Raw genomic sequence first — 25,017 nt, 5'->3', positions numbered from 1 at the left:
AAACGAGGAGGGCTAGGAATGGAAATATTAAAGGTTTCAGCAAAATCTAATCCTAATTCTGTAGCAGGCGCCCTAGCCGGGGTTCTAAGAGAAAGAGGATCCGCGGAAATACAAGCTATTGGTGCAGGGGCGTTAAATCAAGCTGTCAAGGCAGTAGCAATCGCAAGAGGATTTGTAGCTCCTAGTGGAATGGACTTGATCTGTATACCTGCCTTTACAGACATTAAGATTGATGGTGAAGAGAGAACAGCTATAAAACTAATCATAGAGCCTAGATGAAAATAAAGTTCAAAATTTCCTGTTTGCATAGCCAAGCAGGTTCTTTTTATTGGGGAAAAGACGTCAATGACATTATTTATTTATATGTATTTCTGAATAAAAAAGATGGCTCTTTTCGTAAAGATTGTTGTTTTTAGCAAGAAACCAATTCGAACAGATGTTGATCTTCGTTACAGGTGCGAGACTCCTGCGGGAAAAGCGTGTTGAGGGAGACCCCGCAAGTGCAAAGCACTGAGGAGGCTTCTGAGACCGCTCGCGGAAAGCGAGTACCTGCAACGGAAATCAACCCGGGTTATTAGTGTAAAAATGATTGAAAAGCAACAAAGTATGTGAAAACAGCCAAAAAGATAAAGGAAGGAATCTCAACATGAAAATATTCGATGCTCATTGTGACGTTTTGATGAAAATGTTTACTGATGCGACAATTACCTTTCATGGTCAAACTAAATTAGATATAACATATGAATCATTAAAAGAAATCGGAGGAAAGGTGCAATGCTTTGCCATCTACATACCAGAACGAGTTCACCCAGATCTTCGTTTCATGGCTGCATTGTCCATGGTCGAGTTGTTTGTTACCAAAATCGTTTCATTACCGAATATAATCTGGATCCGTACGAATGAAGACATTCAAAATCTAAAACATGATCAAGTCGGGGCTCTATTAACTCTTGAAGGGTGTGACTGTATTGGTGCAGACATATTGAAACTAAAGACTTTATTAAGGCTTGGAGTTCGATCAGTGGGACTTACATGGAATTTTGCGAATATGGTGGCAGACGGTGCTAAGGAGCAAAGAGGAGCGGGTTTAACGCGATTTGGAGAAAATGTGATTCAAGTATTAAATGAGAATAAAGTATGGACTGATGTTTCCCATTTATCAGAGCGAGCTTTCTGGGATGTAATTGAACTGGCAAATGATATTATTGCTTCTCACTCGAATGCGTATAAACTTTGCCCACATCGAAGAAATCTTCGAGATGACCAAATTTCTGCATTAATAAACAAAGGAGCACCTATTGGGATCACATTCGTACCTGAATTTCTAAAAAAAGATAAAAAGGCGACCATTAAAGATGTGTTAAACCATATTGATTATGTTGGGAGCCTTGGTGGACAAAAAAATCTTGGCTTTGGTTCCGACTTTGATGGAATTGATGATAAAGTTTTAGGCCTAACAAATTATCGTGGATATTTTGAATTAATCAATATTCTCATAAAGAATTACTCAGCTGAATTTGTTAAAGATCTATTGTTTCATAATTTTGCAAAGAGGTTTCCTTCTAATTCGCAATTTGTTAATTAAACATGGGAATTAAAAAATAACTTCACATAAAAACAGACTATAACCTCATAGTCTGTCTTAATAAACGGTTTAAATAAACCATCAAATATTAGATATTGTCATGGCAGGAACAACGATTTTTTCTGTGATGGCGGCAGAAGTTGAATGAAAATAAACAGCAGCAATTATTATGATGATCGTGATGATGATGATGATTGTGATGGTGATGGTGTTTATTATTAGAAGATTCTACGATGTTTTTTGTAGAACACCGACATTTTTCTTTCTTTTTCTTCTTATCACAAGAACATGGTTTGAAGCATTTAGAATGGTTTGATTTGTTACAAGAACAGTTATGGCACGGTTTAAAACACGTAACCGGGCCAACTTCTTCAAATGAACGGATTCCGCAATTATGCTTTTGACCCATTTGTTTCCCTCCTTTATATGAGTGCTACAGTACAAGATATTGTATGCGTACTTTGTTGTGTGGGTTTCAGGCATCAGCCCGTCAACAAGATAAATGTGCCAGTACAATTTACTTAGAAGCGATAAAGACGCTCAATTCAATCGTTGCTTTTAGCGCAGAAAAGCATTACATCAAGAGAGATTAATCAAATGAATGAACTTTAATATAAAAATATATAGATTTAATGCAATAAATATTGACGTTTTACAATCCGATTAAATATTATCCTTGTTTTTATCTAGGGAGAGTGTACATGATGAGCGGAAAAATGAAAGCGATTGTAAAGCATAAGCGGGGGTATGGAGCTGAATTACAAACAGTCGATATTCCAAAGATACATGATGGAGAAGTACTGATAAAAGTTAAAGCTACATCCATATGTGGTACGGATGTGCACATTTATACATGGGATGAATGGTCAAGAAGAAGGGTGAATCCTCCTTATGTGTTTGGTCATGAATTTTCAGGTGAGGTAGTAGAAATTGGTGCACATGTTACGAGTATAAAAGTAGGAGATTTTGTATCTGCAGAAACCCATATTGTTTGTGGTGCATGTCTGCAATGTTTAGCAGGTAAATTTCATATCTGTAAAAATACAAAAATAGTAGGTGTGGATACGCAAGGATGCTTTGCAGAATATGTAGCACTTCCAGCAGGAAACTTGTGGAGGAATCCGGTAGATATGGACCCAGATATTGCATCAATTCAAGAGCCGATGGGCAATGCTGTTCATACAGTACTGTCTGGGGATGTAGCAGGAAAGAATATGGCGATTATTGGTTGTGGCCCGATTGGATTGATGGCAATTGCTGTAGCAAAAGCGGTAGGTGCATCAACTGTTCTTGCTATCGATATAAATGATTATCGATTAAAGTTGGCGAAAAAAATGGGTGCGTCACATACCATTCATTCAAAACTCATTGATCCAATAGCTTACGTAGAACAGCTTACCAATGGATGCGGTGTCGATGTTGTTTGTGAAATGAGTGGACATCCAACAGCTATCAAGCAAGGGTTTAAAATGATTACAAATGGTGGACGTCTATCGATTTTAAGTTTACCTTCAGAACCAGTAGAAGTTAACATAACCGAGGATATCGTATTTAAAGGAATTACCGTGCAAGGAATTACTGGTAGACTCATGTTTACAACGTGGCAGCAGGTTTCAAACTTATTAGCATCAGGTCAGGTTAATATTGGGTCATTGATTACTCATCATTTTCCATTAAATGAATTTGCAAAAGGGTTTGATTTGATGATTAAAGGGCAATGTGGAAAAGTAATTTTGCATCCGTAATTAATAGATTAATACATTACATGTTGGGAGGAATAGTGATGAAGGGGTTTGAGTATTTACAGAAAGAATTAGATGCAATGCAAAAGCAAGGTGTATTTCGAAGTTTAATGGAATTAGAATCTGAACAAGGATCAAAAGTTATAATTGATGGAAGAAGTGTGATACAGCTTTCTTCAAATAACTATTTAGGTTTAACCAATCATCCAAGATTGAAAAAAGCAGCAATGTCTGCAGTTGAGCAATTTGGAGCTGGGACAGGATCTGTCCGTACTATTGCAGGAACATTTACTATGCATAATAAACTTGAAGAAAAATTAGCGAAGTTTAAACACACTGAAGCGGCGCTCGTAATTCAATCAGGATTTACAACTAACCAGGGCGTGCTTTCAGCTATTATGACAGATCAAGATGTTGTAATTTCGGATGAATTGAATCACGCCTCTATCATTGATGGAATCCGTTTAACGAAAGCGGCACGTAAAGTATATAAACATATTGATATGGGATCGTTGGAGCAGAAACTAAAAGAAACGCAGGCGTATCGAAATAGGCTAATCGTCACAGACGGAGTATTTTCAATGGATGGCGACATTGCTCCTCTTCCTGCCATTGTAGAACTAGCTGAGAAATATCATGCACTTGTTATGGTTGATGATGCGCATGGATCAGGTGTATTAGGGGAGAACGGTCGTGGAACTGTTAACCATTTCGGTTTAGATGGTCGAGTGCATATACAGGTAGGTACGCTTAGTAAAGCAATTGGAGTGCTCGGTGGTTATGTTGCAAGTACAAGAACATTAATCGATTATGTAATTCATAAGGGCCGTCCATTTTTATTTAGTACGTCGCACCCGCCTGCCGTTACGTTGGCTTGTATGGAAGCGGTGGATGTTTTGTTAGAAGAGCCAGAAAGAATAGAAAAGCTTTGGAATAATACCAATTACTTAAAGGAAGGGTTGAACAAATTAGGCTTTAATACAGGAAATAGTGAAACACCTATAACACCAGTAATAGTTGGCGAGGAAGGATTATCCCATCAATTTTCAGATAAATTGTTAAAATACGGAGTTTTTGCACAAGGCATCGCTTTCCCAACTGTAGCAAAAGGAAAAGCTCGAATTCGAACAATTGTAACAGCTCAGCATTCTCAGGAAGAATTACAACAAGCGTTGAAAGCTTTTGAGAAGGCTGGAAAAGAGCTTGGAATTATTCAATGAGATGGGTTTCCCATAATACAGAACCCCACTTCGATTACATCTAGTATAAAAATACGTAAATAACATGATAAACGAAGGAATGGAACTTTTAGATATTATTAATTCGGGTGCAAAATCCGAACAAAAAGGATAAAGGATTGTTGAAATTCCTTTAATAGTTTAAAATGGTATGTTGTAAGTCAAGAATAATGAGATGTATGAATGATACATGCAAATGGAATTGAAAGAGGGGATATTCTTGAACGAAAAACAACGCCTGGAAACGCAACAAATAACTGCTGAAAAGCCAGCGGACAAAAAATCCGAAAAGGACTACAGCAAATATTTCCAAGCTGTATACGTTCCTCCTTCCTTGAAGGAAGCGAAAAAACGCGGTAAAGAAGAAGTAAAATATGATCAATTTGCCATCCCAGAACAATTAAAAGGATTGGGAGAGGGGCGTAAGTTTTTTATTCGTACTTACGGCTGTCAAATGAATGAACATGATACAGAGGTTATGGCTGGTATTTTTATGGCATTAGGATATGAAGCAACTGACACAGTTGACGATGCCAATGTAATCTTGCTTAATACATGTGCAATACGAGAAAATGCTGAGAATAAAGTATTTGGGGAACTCGGTCATTTAAAATCATTGAAACTGGAAAAGCCGGATTTACTGCTTGGTGTATGTGGCTGTATGTCTCAAGAAGAATCGGTTGTAAATCGAATTCTATCTAAGCATGGTTTTGTTGATATGATTTTTGGTACACATAACATCCATCGCTTGCCTCATATTTTACATGATGCCTATATGTCCAAGGAAATGGTCATTGAAGTATGGTCTAAAGAAGGAGACGTTATTGAAAACCTACCTAAAGTCCGTAAAGGGAAAACGAAGGCTTGGGTAAATATCATGTACGGTTGTGATAAATTCTGTACCTACTGTATTGTTCCCTATACAAGAGGAAAAGAAAGAAGTCGTCGCCCTGAAGAAATTATTCAGGAAGTGCGTCATCTTGCAGCACAAGGTTATAAGGAAGTCACCTTACTTGGCCAAAATGTAAATGCTTATGGAAAAGATTTAGAAGATATCCAATACGGTCTAGGGGATCTTATGGACGAAATACGCAAAATTGATATACCGCGTGTTCGCTTCACTACAAGCCATCCGCGTGATTTCGATGATCATTTAATTGAAGTTCTTGCAAAAGGTGGTAATCTTCTCGAGCATATCCATTTACCAGTCCAATCTGGTAGCAGTGATATTTTGAAAATCATGGCTCGTAAATATACGAGAGAGCAGTATTTGGAGCTTGTAAGAAAAATTAAAGCAGCGATTCCGAATGCTACCTTAACAACGGATATTATTGTCGGTTTCCCAAATGAAACAGAAGAACAATTCGAAGAAACATTATCTTTATTCCGTGAGGTCGGATTCGATGCAGCATATACGTTTATTTACTCACCACGTGAAGGCACTCCTGCTGCGAAAATGAAGGATAACATCCCAATGGAAGTCAAAAAAGAACGTTTGCAACGATTGAATGCACTTGTAAACGAAACTTCTGCTGAAAAAATGAAGGCATACGAAGGTCAAATCGTTGAAGTTCTTGTCGAAGGTGAAAGTAAAAACAATCCAGACGTTCTAGCTGGGTATACGACGAAAAATAAATTAGTCAACTTCAAAGGACCTAAATCTGCAATCGGCCAAATTGTGAAGGTGAAAGTAATCGAAGCAAAAACATGGTCGTTAAAAGGTGATATGGTTGAAGAAGTGGCAGCGATCAAGGGGGAATAAGGATGGCGAACTTTACAAAAGATGAAATTCTAGCTAAAGCAGCAGATTTAGCGAAAATGATTGCAGAAACAGATGAAGTCGACTTTTTCAAACGCGCAGAAGCTCAAATCAATGAAAATCAAAAAGTACGTGAAATGATTGCGAGCATGAAGAGTCTACAAAAACAAGCAGTTAATTTCCAAAATTACGGCAAAGAAAAAGCTTATCAACAAACACAGAGTAAACTTACCGCACTTGAAACAGAATTGGATGAATTACCAATTGTTCAGGAATTCAAACAGTCACAGGTAGATGTAAACGACTTACTACAGATGGTCGCTTCACAAATATCTAATCGTGTAACAGATATTATTATTGAAACGACTGAAGGCGATCTTTTAAGTGGCGAAACGGGTTCTAAAGTACGCGCAGGCGGTAATAGTTGTTCATAAAAAAAGAAAGAGGATGCCCCAATTAGGGACATCCTCTTTCTTTTTGCGTGATATCACTACTGATTCTTACTAACGCAGACTCCTACAAGCTATGACACATATCCCTATGTGGACGCATAGACTAGTGTAGGTTAAAAATCTAATTACATCCAGTTTCTAAATAAAAATAACTTGCACACTAGACTTTTTACACGCATAGGATGAATGGAAACTGTATGAGGAGGGTTCGCTAGCATGTCACACTATAGAGAGATTATAACCAAAGCGGTGGTTGCGAAAGGACGGAAATTTACCAAGTCCCAACACACCATTTGCCCGGCTCATCATCCCACTAGTATTCTAGGTTGTTGGATCATCAACCATAAGTATGAGGCAGAGAAAGTAGGCAAAAAGGTAGAAATTCGCGGCAGCTACGAGATTAACGTTTGGTATTCTTATAATCATAATACAAAAACCGAAGTCGTCACGGAAAAGGTTACGTATTGTGATGTTATCTCGTTAAAATATCGTGATCCTGATTGTCAAGATGATCATGATGTCATAGCAAAAGCTGTACAACAGCCAAATTGTATTGAAGCCTGCATTTCCCCATGTGGACAAAAAATTATAGTTCATGTGGAACGGGAATTCTTTGTGGAAGTCATTGGAGAAACGAAGGTTTGTGTTGCTGTTAATCCACATGGCTGTGATGATGATGACTGGTATTCAGATTTAGACGATGATTTCGAAGATCTTGATCCAGATTTTCTTGATGAATTTGAAGATGAATAAATCAATCATTCAATAATATAACTTAAGCACTTGCAATAAGACCGGATGTGCAGTCGTTCATCCGGTTTCATTATGGATAAGAATATTACTGATTTTAATAAGTAAATTGAATGATTTGAATCTTTTGATTGACATTTTTCTAAAAGAGTATGCGTGAAACCGGGATAGGCCGTATGTTATAATAAATCAAAACATAGATCTAGCATGAAAGGTTTTGAAACGATGGCAGCAAATACGCCAATGATGCAACAATATTTAAAAATCAAGGCAGAATATCAAGATGCCTTTTTATTTTTTCGTTTAGGCGATTTTTATGAAATGTTTTTTGAGGATGCTGTATCCGCTTCTCAAGAACTTGAAATTACGTTGACAAGTCGCGGTGGTAGTGAAGACCGCATTCCGATGTGTGGAATCCCTTATCACTCTGCAGCTTCATATATAGATGTTTTAATAGAGCGAGGATATAAAGTCGCAATTTGTGAGCAAACCGAAGACCCTAAGCAAGCGAAAGGAGTCGTTCGTCGTGAAGTAGTCCAATTAATAACCCCCGGTACGAAAATGGACGGCAAAGGGATGGATGAAAAAGAAAATAATTACATTGCCTCTATCTCTGATTTTTTTGATGGGACATTTGGATTTGTTTATGCCGATTTAACGACTGGGGAAAGTAAGGTTACCGTTACAGATGGTTCGTTTGATAGCATATTTAATGAATTAGCGATCGTTGGAGCGAGAGAGGTCGTATTAGCAGCTGATTTTCAAGAAGATCGGCAAAAGCAATTGAAGGATCGAGGTGTTTCCGCACTTTCTTTTGAAGATCAAATCGATGTTAGCGATCAGTTTTCAAACTTATTATCAAAGTTACATGATCCAAAGAGTATAAAAACTACTTCCAGACTGATGCATTATATATTTCGGACTCAGAAGAGAAGTTTAGATCATCTGCAAATTGTACAATCCTATGAAATAGATCATTATATGAAATTAGATTATTATTCTAAAATAAATTTAGAACTAACTGAAACCATTCGTGGCAAAGGGAAGAAAGGTTCACTTTTATGGCTGCTTGATGAGACGAAAACGGCAATGGGTGGAAGGATGCTTAAACAATGGATTGATCGTCCTTTAATTGACAAGGGGCAAATTAGTCATAGAAGTAATCTTGTTGAAACACTTATCCGTCATTATTTTGAAAGACAAGACCTTCGCGAGCGTTTAAAAGAAGTATATGATCTGGAAAGATTAGCAGGTCGGGTCGCGTTTGGCAATGTCAATGCAAGAGATTTAATTCAATTAAAGCGCTCGCTTCAACAGCTCCCGAATATACGTGACATTATTGCGAGCATTGAAAATGAAGACATGGCTTCTCTATCTGAAAAAATCGATCCTTGTGAAGAACTGACAGATTTATTGGAAACGTCGCTAGTTGAAAATCCACCACTTTCAATAAAAGAAGGGAATTTCATTCAAGATGGGTTTCACGCGGAACTGGATACATACCGTGATGCTAGTCGGAATGGGAAGACATGGATTGCTACGCTTGAACGAGAAGAACGAGAAAAAACCGGAATTAAATCGTTGAAAATCGGCTATAATCGAGTGTTTGGTTACTATATTGAAGTAACGCGAGCAAATCTTCAGAATCTGGATGATACCCGTTATGAACGGAAACAGACATTATCAAATGCAGAGCGGTTTATCACGCCTGAATTAAAAGAAAAAGAAGCATTAATTCTCCAGGCTGAAGAAAACAGCATTCGTCTTGAATATGATCTGTTTATGGGGATTCGTGAGCGTGTTAAAGAATTTATCCCTCGTTTGCAAGCTCTAGCAAAAACAATCAGTGAGCTAGATGTATTACAAAGCTTTGCGACGATAAGTGAAGAACGACATTATGTAAAACCTGTATTTTCAGAAGAAAGAAAGATTGTATTGCAGAATGGTCGACATCCAGTCGTTGAGAAAGTATTGCAATCACAGGAGTATGTGCCTAACGACTGTTATATGGACACTGAACGAGAAGTTTTGCTTATTACAGGTCCGAATATGTCGGGGAAAAGTACGTATATGCGCCAAATTGCCTTAACGTCTATTATGGCGCAAATCGGTTGTTATGTTCCGGCAGAAGAAGCGATATTACCGATATTTGATAAGGTGTTTACCCGAATTGGCGCAGCGGATGATTTAATTTCTGGGCAAAGTACTTTTATGGTTGAAATGTTAGAAGCAAGAAATGCCATTACAAATGCTACTGCTAATAGCTTAATATTATTTGATGAAATTGGCCGTGGTACAAGCACATATGATGGTATGGCTCTTGCTCAAGCAATCATAGAATATATTCATGGAGAAATAGGGGCGAAGACACTGTTTTCAACTCACTATCATGAACTTACCGTTTTAGATGAAGAACTACCTAAGTTGAAAAATGTACATGTAAGTGCTATTGAGCAAAATGGCCATGTCGTATTTCTGCATAAAATAAAAGAAGGTCCGGCAGATAAAAGTTACGGAATCCATGTTGCAAAGCTTGCACAGCTGCCGGAAGCGCTAATCAACCGTGCAAACATCATTCTTTCACAGCTTGAACAAGGAAATACATTAGCTGTCCCGCAAGCAGCTAGCTCTGAGATTGTTTTTGAAGCAAACATTCAACATAAACAAGAAGAAGAAAAGGAAGCGCAATTATCATTTTTTGAACAGGCGCTGCCTTCAGAGGGAAAAGTCACTTCTTCAAAAGAAAATAAAGTTCTTGAGGATTTAAAAAAGCTAGAAATATTAGACATGACACCACTTGATGCATTAAATATGCTTTATAAACTGCAAAAAAAACTAAAATAATTGTGAGGCGATAATTTGGCAAAAATTGTCCAACTCGATGAAGCGTTATCGAATAAAATCGCCGCTGGCGAAGTAGTTGAACGACCTGCATCAGTTGTGAAAGAGCTTGTGGAAAATGCGATTGATGCAAACAGCTCAATCATTGAAATTGAGATTGAAGAGGCAGGATTATCCTCGATTCGAATTATCGACAATGGGGATGGGATTCTTCCAGAAGATGTAAAAACAGCATTTCAACGTCACGCGACTAGTAAAATTAAAGATGAAAATGACTTATTCAGGATTCGTACATTGGGTTTTCGTGGTGAGGCACTCCCAAGTATCGCATCTGTTTCAAAATTTGAAATGAAAACAAGTACTGGAGAAGGTCCGGGAACAAAGATTGTACTTGAAGGAGGACTTATTAAAGAGTTTTCTGCCTATTCTAGTAGAAAAGGCACGGATCTACTCGTTGCTGATTTGTTTTATAATACACCTGCACGATTGAAGTATATGAAAACAATCCATACAGAGTTAGGCAATATTACAGATGTCGTCAACCGACTGGCCCTTGCCAATCCAGAAGTCTCTTTTCGGCTTACTCATAATGGCAAACGTCTGCTCCATACAAATGGTAATGGCGATGTTCGCCAAGTACTTGCTGCCATTTATGGAATTAATATTGCGAAGAAGATGATCCCAATCACTGGCGAATCATTAGACTTCACAATACAAGGCTATATTGCTTTACCGGAGATTACCCGTGCATCTAGAAATTATATCTCAACGATGATAAATGGGAGATTTATTAAAAATTATCCATTGGCAAAAGCAATCTCGGAAGGCTTTCACACGCTACTCCCAATTGGAAGATACCCTATAGTTCTTCTATCTATTCAAATGGATCCAATATTGGTAGATGTCAATGTACATCCTGCAAAAATGGAAGTAAGATTGAGTAAAGAACAAGAGTTGAACGAGCTTGTCACAGAAACGATAAAATCCGCCTTTAAAGAACGAGCATTAATTCCAAGTGGATTTGCCCCTGTAAAAAAAGAACAAGCAATAAGTGAACAAACTACACTTGATCTTGGCCATATCGTTCAAAAGGGAAATGAAGAACTAGAAAATGCTCAAAAAAAACCATCCATTTTGAAAGATTTCTTAAAGATTGAAGGAGAAGATGATCAAAACAATCGTCAGCCGTTTACTTCGAATGAGTCTGGCTTGCCGTGTGACGAAGGTTATCCTGACAAAATCCAGGAAGATCATAGAGTTTTTCAATCAGCTCCTGAAAAAAATGAAGGAAATAATAATCAAGTAATTGAGGAATCAACTACTGAATTTCAGAATGAAGTAAATATGGCAGAATTATATACGGAAGAAGCAGAAATCATCGCGAAGGATGTGCCAAGAGTTCCTGTTCTTTATCCGATAGGTCAAATGCATGGAACGTATATCTTTGCTCAAAATGAAAATGGACTGTATATCATTGATCAGCACGCAGCTCAAGAACGAATTAAGTATGAGTATTTCTCAGAAAAAGTAGGTCGTGTTGAAAATGAACTGCAGGAATTGCTCGTCCCTATAACGTTGGAATTTTCTAATGACGAGTGCATTCGCATTAATGAGAATATGGGGGAATTAGAAAAGGTTGGCATCTTCTTAGAAGAATTCGGCTATAATTCCTTTATCGTACGAGCCCATCCGCAATGGTTCCCTAGAGGAATTGAACAGGAAATCATTGAAGAAATGATTGAACAACTCTTATCCATGAAAAAAGTTGATATAAGGAAACTTCGTGAAGAAGCAGCTATCCTAATGAGTTGTAAAGCTTCGATTAAAGCTAATCGCCATCTTCGCAATGATGAAATCCAAGCACTTTTGGATGAACTGCGACAATCATCTGATCCTTTTACATGCCCGCATGGGAGGCCGATCATTATTCATTACTCGGGCTACGACATGGAGAAGATGTTTAAACGCGTGATGTAGTTTAATAAGATAAAACTAATTTAAGTATAGTCTGGAGAAAATAACTTTTCGTACGCTTTAGAGGTATAAACGATTTATCATTTGTCTATGATGAATGATGTTTGACTGCTTTAAACGTACGAAAAGTAAAATTTATATAAGGCAGTGAAAGATTTGGAACAAGCAAACAATAAGCTACTTGTCATTATTGGCCCGACAGCAGTTGGGAAAACAAAACTGAGTATAGAAATGGCAAAGCGCTTTAATGGGGAAATTATTAGTGGAGATTCTATGCAAGTTTATAAAGGAATGGATATTGGAACAGCTAAGATAACACGTGATGAAATGGAGGGTATCCCTCATTATCTCCTGGATATTAAAGAGCCGAATGAATCATTTAGTGCAGCTGATTTTCAAGAGCAAGCGAATCACGTCATAGCGGATATCCAAAAGCGTGGTAAACTGCCAATTATCGTTGGAGGCACAGGTCTTTACATTCAGTCTGTTATTTACGATTATCAATTTTCGGAGGCAGCTTCTAATGCAGAATATAGAAAGAAATTGGAATCTATCGTTGAAACAGATGGAATTGCACCTCTCATTGAAAAGTTACAGTCAATCGACTCTGAGAGCGCAAAGAGAATCCATCCTAACAATGTAAGACGCATTATTCGAGCGTTGGAAGTTTATTATTGCACAGGAATTACTATGTCTGATCAACTTGACAACCAAACCTCTGAATTAAAGTATGAGACTGCACTAATCGGCTTGACGATGAATCGTGAAGCGCTTTATCAGCGAATTAATCATCGTGTTGATATCATGGTCGAACAGGGACTAATTGATGAAGTAAAGAGCTTTTATGAGCAAGGATTAAGAGAATGCCAATCGATACAGGCAATTGGTTATAAAGAATTATACGATTATTTCGATGAAAAACTAACATTAGCAGAATCGATTGAAGCTTTAAAACAAAATTCACGCCGCTACGCTAAGCGTCAACTTACTTGGTTTCGTAATAAAATGGATGTACAATGGTATGAGATTCAGGAACAAGGAAATAATTCATTTGTTTCTGAAGAAATATCCACTTATATAGCAGGAAAGCTATCACTTAGCGCGAATATGTAATACATAGAGAGAATGAGGAGGAATACACGATGAAACAAGTAAATATTCAAGATCAATTTTTAAATCAGTTAAGAAAAGATAGTACATATGTGACTGTTTTTTTATTAAATGGTTTTCAAATTAGAGGACTTGTTAAAGGGTTTGATAACTTTACCGTTTTATTTGAATCTGAAGGAAAACAACAGTTAGTCTTTAAACATGCGATTTCTACTTTCGCACCGCAAAAGAATGTACAAATCGATTATGAAGCAAAAGAGTAAATGGAATGTTAATACAACGATACCCACTTAAAACAGAAACAATCTTCTGTTTTAAGTGGGTATTTTTTGTTGATCCAAAAAATATAGTGGGGGATGGGGTTGTAGATAATTAAAAAAATTTGAGATTTGTATTCAAGTCTCTTGATAGTATTTGTCTCCAGCTCACCAAAATGCTTTTCATTTTTATTTCCTTATGCTTGAGCAAAAGTTGATCAGGGAGCTTTTTGTTTTAGTAGGACTATTTTAAACAATTACTACTGAGATAACTCATTTATGAATATAAATAAATGAGGGATTATTTCTTGGGAAAGCGCAGGAAACGACATGATACGAATATAATTATGGAAAAACAAAATAATTGTCGAACACTAATTGGGCTTGTCCTTTTTCTATTCGTCGTATGAGAGGTGACTATATATTGGAACAACCGATCCGTAAAAAAAATAACGGACAGATTAATATTGTCTTAAATGGACAAAAGCGGAAGCCAATTCCGAAAGATCCTCCGATTCGTGAAAAACATGTTTTAGATATACCTCCTCAACATATTGCGCTGAAGGAAATGGAAGAGGAGTTAGGAGCATTAGTCGGGCTAGATGAAATGAAACGGATGATTAAAGAAATATATGCATGGATTTATGTGAATAAAAAGCGGGAAGAGCGAGGGCTAAAGTCTGGACAGCAAGCTCTTCATATGATGTTTAAAGGGAATCCTGGAACGGGGAAAACATCAGTAGCTAGATTGATTGGTAAATTGTTTCATAAGATGAATGTACTTTCCAAAGGCCATTTAATTGAAGTGGAAAGAGCGGATCTTGTCGGTGAGTATATTGGCCATACAGCTCAAAAAACTCGGGATTTAATAAAAAAAGCAATCGGTGGAATTTTGTTTATTGATGAAGCCTATTCACTTGGTAGGGGAGGAGAAAAGGATTTTGGAAAAGAAGCGATTGACACGCTTGTGAAGCATATGGAAGATCGCCAACACGAATTTATCTTAATCCTTGCCGGTTACTCAAAAGAGATGGATTATTTCTTAACCTTGAATCCTGGTCTTCATTCAAGGTTTCCTATTGTAGTAGACTTTCCGGATTATTCGATTGAACAATTGATGGAAATCGGACAAAGAATGATCGATGATCGGGAATATGTACTTAGCAGGGATGCTGAACGTAAATTGAAAGAGCATTTAATAATAATCAAAGCCGACCCGAGACTGGTATCTTTTTCGAACGGTCGTTATATTCGGAATATCATTGAAAAATCGATAAGGACACAAGCAATGAGATTATTGATTGAAGATTCATATGAACGTGGAGACCTCGTGACCTTAAGGAGCCAGGACCTTGTTTTTGAAGAAGATGAAGAATAGATGAAACTAAACTTAATTAACAAATCGAAAATTGTCATAGAAAACAGCGTTCTTGATGGAGTTACCTCGGAAAAAATATATGGGAATTGGGAAATAGCTGTTAATTAGAAAATAATTTTGGCTTAGATGAAAGAAAATCTACACCAAAAGATCAATATTGAGTTTTACAATCAGATAAATATAAGCAAAGGGCTGCTTTTAGGAGATAAGAAATGCCTAAAATGCAGCCCTAATTAACTGGAATTTACGATTTATCCCGCATTACTGGGCAGTAAAATCCCAGCTGATTGAAGTTTCACTTAATAACAATCAGTTGTATTGATTAATATTCCTTGCTGGAAGTTTCCAGTTGTACGAATATGATAGAACTCTTAATACTGTAATTGCTAGGAATAAGCAATATAATTGCCAAGGTTCTATAGAACTGTTAAGTCCAATGAAAAGGCCGCAAATAATAGCCCATAAAGCGTATATTTCATCCTTTAAAACAAGCGGTTTTCTATGTGCTAATAAATCCCGGATCATACCGCCACCACAACCAGTAAGTACGGCAGCTACAAGAATAGCGCTTAAAGGACGATTTAGGTCAATGGCATAAAGTGCACCTTGAATGGCGAAAGCTGAGAGCCCAATTGCATCAGTAAAATTGCCCCATGTTTTCCAATGTTTTAATAAATTTTTAGGGAAGAGAAAAACAAACGTTATTGAAATTAGCGCAATGATAAAGTTTGTACCTTGATCCCATAACGCTGATATGGGAACCCCAATTAAAAGATTTCGCAAGGCTCCCCCACCAAAGGCGGTAACAACGCCCAAAATATAAACACCTAATATATCATATTCTTCTTCCATCGCGATAATTGCGCCGCTTATAGCAAAAGCAATCGTACCAATTATCGTTAGTATCTCCCATGTCATAGGAATTCCTCGCTGTTCTTTCATTATTCTGTTTTATTCCGCATAAACGGGCAGTAAGACCCCTTACCTCAATGCTAAGTGGAATCGAAGGAGTGTAGGTGGGTGGAACTGCACGTAAAAGCCTGATTGGTGAGATACAGTGAAGCTAACCAATGCGAGAGCAGAGGTAAAGTTTGTGCTCACAGTTAGAGGTTACAAAGACGGTAGACTTAAGGACGCGGCGTACATAGTCTGTGATTCTTTGAACATAAGATCGAAGAGTCTATTTTTCTCGATATAGACTCTAGAACGGAACTTACAATCGGTGGGGATAAAACCAAACTGATTGAAGCTTCACTTTATGACAACCTATATGATTTTAGCAGAAACCGCTGTTTTTTAGAAGAGTTTTCTACTGCTAACATGTTTAGAAGGTGGTATGATAATAAACGACTTTTCTGTGAAAAGGGAAGGGCTTAGCAAAATCAGCTTCGCACCGCCACCTTAATAAGGTGATGTAATATTGAGAACCTGAATCTTTTTCAACGTTAGCTTTGGTTCAGGTGCTCATGGCTGTTTTTTAGAATGAATTGTGACATTGTATGTTGATTTGATATGATGAGGTCATTCATCACAATTTTATCTAAAAAACGATTATAATGATTTGATTAAAAAGGAGACTCAACATGTATCAGCTATTAACAAATGGAGATAGACTAAAAAAATTAACCGAACAGGCTGAGGCTCAAATAGCCCCAATCCATCAAGATATTCATTCTATGATGGAACTAAACCAGTTTCGTGTATTGCAGAGCTTCCAAAGCAATAAAGTAAGTGATTCGCATTTTATCCCTACTACAGGCTATGGCTATGATGATTACGGGCGAGACACATTAGAACACATTTACAGTGAAGTATTTGGCGGTGAAGCGGGTCTAGTACGACCACAAATCATTTCTGGAACTCATGCGATTTCCATTGCATTGTTTGGAATTCTGCGACCAGGAGATGAGCTATTATACATAACAGGAAAGCCTTATGACACATTAGAAGAAATAGTAGGGATTCGTGGAAGTGGCATCGGTTCTTTAATAGAATTTAATATTGATTATAATTCTGTTATGTTAACTAGCGAAGGGGAAGTAGACTTCGATGCTGTAAAAAAAGCAATTACTCCTAAAACGAAGATGATTGGTATTCAACGTTCGAAAGGATATGCAACGCGACCGTCTTTTATGATTTCTGAAATTGAAGAAATGATATCGTTTGTAAAAGATATTAACCCGAACTTAGTCGTCTTTGTTGACAACTGTTATGGAGAGTTTGTTGAAGATAAGGAGCCTTGTCATGTAGGTGCTGATTTAATTGCAGGTTCTTTAATCAAGAACCCCGGTGGTGGCCTTGTGAAAACAGGAGGCTATATCGTCGGAAAAAAAGAATATGTTGAAGCTTGTTCATACCGTTTAACGTCACCAGGTATTGGAGCGGAAGCGGGTGCATCACTTTATAGCCTACAAGAAATGTATCAAGGCTTCTTTCTCGCACCTCATGTAGTCGGTCAAGCTTTAAAAGGTGCGGTTTTTACATCAGCATTACTTGAATTGTTAGGTATGAATACATCACCGAAATGGGATGCCAAGCGAACAGATTTAATTCAATCTGTGCAATTTGATGATCGTGATAAAATGGTGGCGTTTTGTCAAGCAATCCAATATGCATCACCGATAAATTCACATGTTACACCTTATCCTAATTATATGCCGGGGTATGTTGATGATGTCATTATGGCAGCCGGTACATTTATTCAAGGGGCAAGCATAGAATTGACAGCAGATGGCCCAACTCGACCGCCGTATGTAGCGTATGTTCAAGGTGGGTTAACATACGAACATGTGAAAATTGCCGTGCTAACAGCAGTAGATAATTTGATCGACAAAAAGCTTATCTAGGATAAAGCTAAACTAAAAAAAGCTTTTGAAATTAAAAGCGATTTTTGTAATCAACGAATAAAATAATTCCATGTTAGAAAACATAACATTGATTTGACAAAATATCTAACATCCCATATAATATAAACAAGATAACCAATAAGGAGGATGCTGAAGATGAGTAGTAGCAACATTCGGCGTTCGATGCCTCTTTTCTCAATTGGAATTGTCATGCAGCTTACCGAATTGTCTGCTCGTCAAATTCGTTATTACGAAGAGCATCAATTAATTACTCCTATGAGAACAGATGGAAATAGGCGACTGTTTTCCTTGAATGACATAGATCGTCTCTTAGAGATTAAAGATCTACTAGAACAAGGTGTCAACTTAGCCGGTATAAAGAAACTTTTATTTGTAAATCAAGTTGAACAAGTTCCAAACGAACCGATTCAGAAGTCAGAAGAAATTAAGAAAGATCTCAGTGATGGAGAATTGCGGAAGCTTTTAAAATCAGAACTTTTGCATGGTGGCAGACATCGCACTACACTTCGTCAAGGAGATATGTCTAGATTTTTTCATTAAATAAAATCCAAAAAACAAAATGAAGAGAGGATGTTGTGTATGGTAAAGTATACTCGTGAAGATATTATTCGTTTAGCTAAAGAGGAAAATGTGAAATATATTCGACTCCAATTCACGGATATATTGGGAACAGTTAAAAACGTTGAAATCCCAGTAAGTCAGTTAAATAAAGCACTTGATAATAAAATGATGTTCGATGGTTCTTCAATTGAAGGATTTGTACGTATTGAAGAATCTGATATGTTATTACAACCAGACCTTAATACATGGGTGATTTTCCCGTGGACTTCAGAAAAAGGGAAAGTTGCACGTTTAATCTGTGATATATATACGACAGATGGAACACCTTTTAGTGGTGACCCACGTACCAACTTGAAACGAGTTTTAGCTGAAGCTAGAGAAATGGGCTTTACAGAGTTTAATCTTGGGCCAGAGCCAGAATTCTTCCTCTTCAAATTGGATGCTAATGGTGAACCTACGCTTGAATTAAATGATAGAGGTGGTTATTTTGACCTTGCGCCAACTGATTTAGGTGAAAACTGCCGTCGTGATATCGTACTTGAGCTAGAAGAAATGGGCTTTGAAGTAGAAGCTTCTCACCATGAAGTAGCACCAGGACAACATGAAATTGATTTTAAATATGCTGATGCAATAACTGCTTGTGATAATATTCAAACTTTCAAACTCGTAGTAAAAACGATTGCTCGTAAACATGGCTTGCACGCAACGTTTATGCCAAAACCTCTATTCGGAGTAAGTGGATCTGGTATGCACTGTAACGTCTCTTTATTTAAAGATGGTGAAAATGCATTCTTTGATAAATCTGGTAAACTACAATTAAGTGAAACGGCTGACCAATTCATTGCAGGAATCATTAAACATGCACCGAACTTCACTGCAGTAACGAACCCAACGGTTAACTCATATAAACGTTTAGTACCTGGTTATGAAGCACCTTGCTATGTTGCGTGGTCCGCTCAAAACCGTAGTCCACTAGTGCGTATTCCTGCTTCTCGAGGCGTCAGCACTCGTGTTGAAGTAAGAAGTGTTGACCCTGCAGCCAATCCATATTTAGCGCTAGCTGTCATATTGAAAGCGGGTCTTGATGGAATTAAGAATAAATTGACTCCACCAGCTCCAATTGACCGCAATATTTATGTAATGACTAAAGAAGAACGTGAAGAAAATGGCATTGTAGATCTTCCGGCAACATTATTTGCTGCATTGGAAAAATTAAAAGAAGACGAAGTGATCATGGACGCTCTAGGCGATCACTTATTAGAGCACTTCATTGAAGCAAAAGAGATTGAGTGGGATATGTTCCGCACGCAAGTTCACCCATGGGAACGCGAGCAATATATGAACATGTACTAAGAAGCTGAACCCTTGATACCATTGGTGTTGAGGGTTTTTGTTCTGTGGGCATCAAACTCGCTACCAACGGTTTATTAAAAATGCCCACAAAATGCCCACAAATAATACAAAAAATTATTCAAGCACATGCTTCATATGCTCCTCGAATTTGTTCATTGCTTCTTTATCGATTTTTTTGCTGATGTGTGAGTAAACATCAGAGGTTATTTGCATACTTCCGTGTCCTAACCGTTCTTGTAAATATTTCATACTCGCACCAGCTTCCAGTTGCTTTTCCTTAATTTGAAACAGAAGTTCACTGAAATTCCAAGTGAAATATAGCAATAAATACGGGAGGGTGGGACATGATTCTCTCACAAGCTACTAATCAACAACTCTACAAAATAGCAACGGATGAATCTGAAAGACTGTTAGACCCCTATGCTGCCGCAAGAGAGTTGCTGGAAAGGAAGAAGAAAAATGCGTTTTGTTGGAATAGATCCAGCCAGTAAGACAGGTTTTGTCGCATTAGATGAAAACCGGGCTGTTATTAGAGAAAAGGAATTGACTGGATTAGGGACAGAGGACCCAAAGCGCATGTCTACACTTATCGATGAAATTATGGAGCATGTTCACCCAGGTGACATTATTTGCATCGAGGGCTTTCCCTTTGCCACAAAAAAAGCCATTTTCGCAGGCGGTTTGCATTGGGGCAATCGGAATGTTCTTTATAAAAGAGGACTACGATATTTTGAAGTCGCACCAAATACAGTTAAGAAATTTGTTAAGGTCACTGGCTGGGTCGGAGAAGTCGGAAGCAAAACAAGTCTTACTGGACCTCAAAAGAAGCGTGCTGTAATGAAGGCTGGTTTATGAGCATTTCGGATATGAGCATAAAAGGGACAACGTGGTAGATGCATACATAACGGCCCGTATCGCAAGGGAATTATGGCTTGAAAAAATAATCAGCGATTTCACATGTTAGCTGATTATCAGTCAGAGGTTATTTTCAATATTTTAAGTCCTGTAGAAAATAAGAAGCCTAAGAAGAAAGCGAGGGCTTGATATGACGGTAAAGCTAAGGAGTCTTTTACGAAAATCCTTGCTCAGAAGGAAAAAGGTAATCGATAAAATCAAGAAAGAAAAAGACTGGCTTTCCTTTTGGTCAAGGCATGAAGGTTATAGGTACGGACAATAAAACATCGTATTCCGAACCATTCGTAGGGTTTCGAAGTATTCGGAACGCTGGTGGGCATTTGACACAAATTGTGTAGTAAAAAGCCGATTGGAATTTTTCCAATCAGCCCCTGTTCTTTAGATTTTTACTAGTTTCAGTACCTGCGTTGAAAATAGCTACAACCATTATAAAGAAAAAAATAATTTGTATTGCTGGGTTAGCTGTCCAGTATCCTAAGAAATTCATGAAAACAAGGATGACAAATAAAAGAGCAGTAACTGTGGTTATTAAAAGGCGCCAGTTGAGAGGCATTTTAATCCCTCCTTATATATGTAAACCGCATTTATTAATAGGTTAACATGAATAATTGGAATTTTAAACCATTAAATATTTTTATTAATACGCAATTAGAATAAACAGTTTTGAATGGTTCGAAGCATCCGTCTGAAACACTCGAAACCCGTTCGAAACTACTTGAAAAGCAAAAAAATGATTCGACATTATTCGGCATAATAATACATCGCAGAAAGGTGGTAAATTCGCTTTTAAATTAATTCCGAACATAAAGTCTAGTAAACTACTAAACGCCTAAGAAGGATAAATAAAGGGGAATTACGAGTATGTCAAAAATTAAACTCAATGTTTTGTTCAAAAAGATCCAATAGACGATAAAAAAGAAGTTTTAGAGTTTCATGTGCCTGGAGATGAGTTGCCGAACGCACAAGAACTTGTTAAAATGGCTGGTTCAATAGTTGTCCTTGAAATTGAAGTGAGTAAGACAGATAAATTCAATTCTGAATTTAAGAAAATCCAAAGGGATTCTAAAAAAACAGTATTGCAGTTTAATGTAAAGGGAGATAATCAAGCTATATCCTCATGCCGGTAGAAACGTTGTTTTATTATTGGAGCCATCGCAAATGTCTATCGAAGAATTCAACGAGGCGCCTGAAGGAGTTGAATACAAAGTCAATGCAGATGGAACGGCTGCCAGATGTCACTTGATGATGTGAAAGAGGAAGAAGGTCAGGTACAGGGTGAACCAGAGCTGAAAGATGAAGGTCCTTTCAAAGCTGAATTCGAACGTGAGGATTTACTAGATTCATAGCAAAAGCCCTAAGCTTAGGCTTGGGGTTTTCTTTGCATTTAAGAATGGAAATAATGAAATAATAGAGACGGGGAACCATTTAAAATTGATTAAAGAATATGAGTTTTAAAAAAAACAAAATGATCGATTAGCTAGTATCCATGGTTTAGTCAGTGATTATTATGATCCTTTCTTGTAGAAAAATAACAGACTCTCAAGTTTATTTATTACAAACATAGACATGAAAAGCATCCAATCAATTTGGTGTTTTTTATTATGAAGTGAGATCATGAAGGAAACACCAGTTAAAAAGAAACCAAAAGAAGAAAAGCTGGGTCCTCGTGATTTTTGCCAATTAATTGGGGAAGACAGGGATGTATACAACGTCAAAAAGGGGCAATAAGGCGCAAATAATTTGCGGGAGTTAGCAGGTAAATATATCCTTTTGTCGAATTCATAGGTCAGAAGGAGGTGCTCATATGAAATACTTTTTTGTAAATATTAATATGGTAGATGGGAACTCTGAAAGTTTTAACTTAAAATCAGATTCAAAAGTTGTATTAAAAAACAAAATAACTGAAGCGCCTAAGGGGTGGTTTGGTGTTGACGGCAGTTATGTGCAGATTAAGAATATAACATCGTTAACAATTGATGAAATAAACTTAAACGATTATGAGTATGAAGATAATGATTTTTACTATGTTGAAAAATAATAAACTTTAGCATCCTTTCGAGGGTGCTTTTTATATGCGAATGAATAACTTGTCTCCACATAGAGTACGCTAAATCTAGTCCCTTCAATGGAGCGCGATTCCTAAAGAAAACATATAGAAAACTACCTAGCAAATGATATTTGCAAGGGGATGATAGTTTTAAAATATTGCCACATTTAGAGAAGTTGGTAAAGCGCTTGGACATAAGTCTTCAACTACAATTATGTCAATCTGAATAAAACTAAAGGAAAAAGGATACGTTTCTTGGGGAGAAGGAAAACACCTCCTGAGTTACGTATTAAACAAATACGATTCAGGGGGTGCTTTTTCCTCTGTCTTATTTAACTAGGACTCTCTAATGCGAGTAGGGGCTCCTTTTTGCTTTGAAATAAAAGTCCAAGAAAGGCATTATATAGTTTATTGCTTAAGTAATCCAAGTTCTTGGTCGATTGATGTAATAGCAACAATAGCTGATAGCATTTTTTTATCTGATAATTCCACTGATTTCGTAGCTTCTTCCATTCTTGAATTAAGATCTGCTACACCATCTATCGCTTGTATAATAGCGGTTGCTGCATTTCCTCTATAATTTGTTGCCAGAGACATCTCGACCCTATAAGTTTCTAGTCTTTCTTGAATCTATCTGGTACCCAATGAGCTACAAAATTAACACCTTTAATAGACTCACCAAAATTATCCAAATGAGAGATTTCAGGCACATCTTTACGTGTAGTATTATTATTCGATTTTACTTCAAAAAAATAATTCAAGGACACGATTCAAATGTTCCTCAAACTTATTTTAGTTCCTTTATCGATTTTTTTGCTTATATGTGAGTAGACATCAGATGTTATTTGCTACCATGCCCTAAACGCTCTTGTAAATATTTTATACTTGCTCCGGCTTCTTATTGTAAAACTGCATGTGTGTGCCTTAATGAATGGATTGGTAAGTTAGGAATACCAGCCTTTTTTATTATTCGGGGAAAGGAATTAAATAAACTTGATTTTGGCATGTAATTTCCGTCGTTCCGATAAAGAACAAGGTTATGTTCAAAATGATAGTTATGTTATCGTTCAGTGCTGTGATTGTAGGTATTGCAGGAATAGTTTTTGCATCATTAAAAGGGGAGGAATGTAAATTGAAAAAAGATGTATTCACGTTACTAGGAGGGTTCCTTGCAGCCCTTCTTTTTTTCTTTGGGTCAATTGGTATTACGTCTGATTGGTTTACCGAAGCAAGCATAATGTATTTGTGCTTGTGATTTCTGCTTTTGTTGCACTTGTTATTAATGTGTATGCAGTGTGGAAGAACACGCACACCGGCTGGTTTAAAAAGAAAAAGAGGAAATAAGCTGTCCACACGGACGGATTTTTTTGTTCATATAAATAAGAATAAGAGGTGATAAAGATGAAGAAAAAAGTCAAAATTGATCCTGGACACGGTGGCAAAGATGGGGGAGCAGTTGGTAATGGTTTGCTAGAAAAGAACCTCACTCTAGAAATTTCAAAAGAAATGAAGAAGTATCTTGATGAAAACTACACAGGTCATGAAACGACTCTTACAAGGACGACAGATGTCTTTATAGAACTATCTGAACGTGCCAATATCGCTAACAGGGCTGTTGCGGATGTCTTTATAAGTAATCATGTGAACGCTGGTGGCGGTACTGGATACGAGTCTTATATCTATACAAAACCAAGTGCTGGTTCTGTGAAATTACAAAGCTTAGTTAACTCTGAGGCACTTGCTGCGGCTAAAAAGTACGGACTAGGTCCACATAACGATGACAGCAAACGAGATAATCTTGCTGTTGTCCGTCAAACTAACATGCCTGCAATATTAACAGAAATTGCTTATATTGACGCCAAAGATGCTGAATTGCTAAAGAATATTAATTTCATCAAGGATATGGCTGCTGCATATGCGCGAGGTGTAGCAAATTATTTGAGTTTACCAGTAAAAATTGTGGCAGCGATAAAGGAGGAACCTAAAGTGAGTGGAAATAAACCGAATTGGGCTGATTGGCAATGGCAAGAAGCATCAAGTATTTATAAGAAAGCTAGAGAAAAAGGGATTTTAAGTTCTGATCAATGGGAGAAAAAAGCTTCTGCAAAAGATTTAACTTTTGATGAAATCGATTATTTGAATTTAGTATTAAACGGCAGAACTTTATAAAAGATAAAGCCCTTCTCTT

The 25,017-nt window shown here is 37.2% G+C and carries 22 protein-coding genes and 2 pseudogenes; 19 read left to right on the top strand and 5 right to left on the bottom strand.

All coding sequences use genetic code 11. The annotated features are described in order from the left end of the window. Positions 1 to 18 precede the first annotated feature (18 nt). From spoVS to spoVK, 12 genes are all read left to right on the top strand, one after another. Positions 19 to 279, top strand: coding sequence for a stage V sporulation protein SpoVS (gene spoVS / locus HNP81_RS00250; protein ID WP_028392768.1), 261 nt, complete (start codon positions 19 to 21; stop codon positions 277 to 279). A gap of 367 nt (positions 280 to 646) precedes the next feature. Continuing rightward, positions 647 to 1,585, top strand: a complete 939-nt coding sequence (locus HNP81_RS00245) for a dipeptidase (RefSeq protein ID WP_182501237.1) — start codon at positions 647 to 649, stop codon at positions 1,583 to 1,585. A 701-nt stretch (positions 1,586 to 2,286) separates the two neighbouring features. After that, on the top strand, positions 2,287 to 3,330 hold the full coding sequence (gene tdh, locus HNP81_RS00240; protein ID WP_182501236.1) for an L-threonine 3-dehydrogenase: 1,044 nt from the start codon (positions 2,287 to 2,289) through the stop codon (positions 3,328 to 3,330). A 35-nt stretch (positions 3,331 to 3,365) separates the two neighbouring features. Beyond that, a complete protein-coding gene (locus HNP81_RS00235; protein ID WP_182501235.1) occupies positions 3,366 to 4,547 on the top strand; it encodes a glycine C-acetyltransferase in 1,182 nt (393 codons plus the stop codon). 238 nt (positions 4,548 to 4,785) lie between these two features. Then, complete coding sequence (gene miaB / locus HNP81_RS00230; protein ID WP_028392764.1) at positions 4,786 to 6,327, top strand: tRNA (N6-isopentenyl adenosine(37)-C2)-methylthiotransferase MiaB; 1,542 nt, start codon at positions 4,786 to 4,788, stop codon at positions 6,325 to 6,327. Positions 6,328 to 6,329: 2 nt separating this feature from the next. Further along, positions 6,330 to 6,758, top strand: coding sequence for a YlbF/YmcA family competence regulator (locus HNP81_RS00225; RefSeq protein WP_028392763.1), 429 nt, complete (start codon positions 6,330 to 6,332; stop codon positions 6,756 to 6,758). A 234-nt stretch (positions 6,759 to 6,992) separates the two neighbouring features. Continuing rightward, the gene (locus HNP81_RS00220; protein WP_028392762.1) at positions 6,993 to 7,529 is read left to right on the top strand and encodes an outer spore coat protein CotE; all 537 of its coding nucleotides are present in this window, start codon (positions 6,993 to 6,995) and stop codon (positions 7,527 to 7,529) included. 222 nt (positions 7,530 to 7,751) lie between these two features. Continuing rightward, positions 7,752 to 10,370 carry a DNA mismatch repair protein MutS gene (gene mutS, locus HNP81_RS00215; protein ID WP_182501234.1) on the top strand — a complete coding sequence of 873 codons (2,619 nt, stop codon included), beginning with the start codon at positions 7,752 to 7,754 and terminating at the stop codon, positions 10,368 to 10,370. A gap of 15 nt (positions 10,371 to 10,385) precedes the next feature. Continuing rightward, positions 10,386 to 12,344 (top strand): DNA mismatch repair endonuclease MutL, encoded by a 1,959-nt coding sequence (gene mutL / locus HNP81_RS00210; RefSeq protein ID WP_182501233.1) that lies wholly within the window; start codon positions 10,386 to 10,388, stop codon positions 12,342 to 12,344. Positions 12,345 to 12,497: 153 nt separating this feature from the next. Next, complete coding sequence (miaA, locus tag HNP81_RS00205; protein WP_182501232.1) at positions 12,498 to 13,454, top strand: tRNA (adenosine(37)-N6)-dimethylallyltransferase MiaA; 957 nt, start codon at positions 12,498 to 12,500, stop codon at positions 13,452 to 13,454. A gap of 29 nt (positions 13,455 to 13,483) precedes the next feature. Next, complete coding sequence (gene hfq, locus HNP81_RS00200; protein WP_028390639.1) at positions 13,484 to 13,714, top strand: RNA chaperone Hfq; 231 nt, start codon at positions 13,484 to 13,486, stop codon at positions 13,712 to 13,714. Positions 13,715 to 14,132: 418 nt separating this feature from the next. Continuing rightward, on the top strand, positions 14,133 to 15,086 hold the full coding sequence (spoVK, locus tag HNP81_RS00195) for a stage V sporulation protein K (RefSeq protein WP_028390640.1): 954 nt from the start codon (positions 14,133 to 14,135) through the stop codon (positions 15,084 to 15,086). A gap of 309 nt (positions 15,087 to 15,395) precedes the next feature. On the opposite strand, the gene HNP81_RS00190 is transcribed toward spoVK, so the two are convergent. Continuing rightward, positions 15,396 to 16,004 carry a trimeric intracellular cation channel family protein gene (locus HNP81_RS00190; RefSeq protein ID WP_028390641.1) on the bottom strand — a complete coding sequence of 203 codons (609 nt, stop codon included), beginning with the start codon at positions 16,002 to 16,004 and terminating at the stop codon, positions 15,396 to 15,398. Positions 16,005 to 16,669: 665 nt separating this feature from the next. Here HNP81_RS00190 and HNP81_RS00185 point away from each other — a divergent pair. The 3 genes from HNP81_RS00185 to glnA all read left to right on the top strand — a co-directional run bounded on the left by HNP81_RS00185 (position 16,670) and on the right by glnA (position 19,867). After that, positions 16,670 to 17,932: a methionine gamma-lyase family protein gene (locus HNP81_RS00185; RefSeq protein WP_182501231.1), complete on the top strand. Its 1,263-nt coding sequence runs from the start codon at positions 16,670 to 16,672 to the stop codon at positions 17,930 to 17,932. 156 nt (positions 17,933 to 18,088) lie between these two features. Next, on the top strand, positions 18,089 to 18,493 hold the full coding sequence (locus HNP81_RS00180; protein WP_028390643.1) for a MerR family transcriptional regulator: 405 nt from the start codon (positions 18,089 to 18,091) through the stop codon (positions 18,491 to 18,493). 39 nt (positions 18,494 to 18,532) lie between these two features. After that, the gene (gene glnA, locus HNP81_RS00175; RefSeq protein WP_028390644.1) at positions 18,533 to 19,867 is read left to right on the top strand and encodes a type I glutamate--ammonia ligase; all 1,335 of its coding nucleotides are present in this window, start codon (positions 18,533 to 18,535) and stop codon (positions 19,865 to 19,867) included. A 114-nt stretch (positions 19,868 to 19,981) separates the two neighbouring features. Here the strand turns inward: glnA and HNP81_RS24200 are convergent. Continuing rightward, positions 19,982 to 20,137 (bottom strand): annotated as a pseudogene (locus tag HNP81_RS24200) (site-specific integrase); the annotation flags it as partial. A 189-nt stretch (positions 20,138 to 20,326) separates the two neighbouring features. On the opposite strand from HNP81_RS24200, the gene HNP81_RS00165 reads away from it, so the two are divergent. After that, positions 20,327 to 20,722: a RuvC family protein gene (locus tag HNP81_RS00165; RefSeq protein ID WP_246399198.1), complete on the top strand. Its 396-nt coding sequence runs from the start codon at positions 20,327 to 20,329 to the stop codon at positions 20,720 to 20,722. 424 nt (positions 20,723 to 21,146) lie between these two features. Here the strand turns inward: HNP81_RS00165 and HNP81_RS00160 are convergent, their stop codons facing one another. Beyond that, entirely contained in the window at positions 21,147 to 21,335 is a 189-nt protein-coding gene (locus tag HNP81_RS00160; protein ID WP_182501555.1) for a hypothetical protein, read from the bottom strand. A 1,251-nt stretch (positions 21,336 to 22,586) separates the two neighbouring features. Here HNP81_RS00160 and HNP81_RS00155 point away from each other — a divergent pair. Further along, positions 22,587 to 22,820, top strand: coding sequence for a hypothetical protein (locus HNP81_RS00155; protein ID WP_182501230.1), 234 nt, complete (start codon positions 22,587 to 22,589; stop codon positions 22,818 to 22,820). Positions 22,821 to 23,237: 417 nt separating this feature from the next. On the opposite strand, the gene HNP81_RS00150 is transcribed toward HNP81_RS00155, so the two are convergent. Then, on the bottom strand, positions 23,238 to 23,426 hold the full coding sequence (locus tag HNP81_RS00150; RefSeq protein WP_182501229.1) for a hypothetical protein: 189 nt from the start codon (positions 23,424 to 23,426) through the stop codon (positions 23,238 to 23,240). Between the two features lie 147 nt (positions 23,427 to 23,573). Beyond that, positions 23,574 to 23,883 (bottom strand): annotated as a pseudogene (locus tag HNP81_RS24195) (tyrosine-type recombinase/integrase); the annotation flags it as partial. Positions 23,884 to 23,961: 78 nt separating this feature from the next. Here HNP81_RS24195 and HNP81_RS24190 point away from each other — a divergent pair. Then, positions 23,962 to 24,084 (top strand): hypothetical protein, encoded by a 123-nt coding sequence (locus HNP81_RS24190; protein WP_281384474.1) that lies wholly within the window; start codon positions 23,962 to 23,964, stop codon positions 24,082 to 24,084. 146 nt (positions 24,085 to 24,230) lie between these two features. Next, the gene (locus HNP81_RS00145) at positions 24,231 to 24,998 is read left to right on the top strand and encodes an N-acetylmuramoyl-L-alanine amidase family protein (protein ID WP_182501228.1); all 768 of its coding nucleotides are present in this window, start codon (positions 24,231 to 24,233) and stop codon (positions 24,996 to 24,998) included. The last annotated feature ends 19 nt before the right edge of the window (positions 24,999 to 25,017 follow it).

This window comes from Peribacillus huizhouensis (assembly GCF_014138605.1).
In the GTDB taxonomy this organism is placed as follows: domain Bacteria; phylum Bacillota; class Bacilli; order Bacillales; family DSM-1321; genus Peribacillus; species Peribacillus huizhouensis.
Note: the sequence above shows the minus strand (reverse complement) of the source record. Positions and strands in the feature narration are given on the sequence as shown.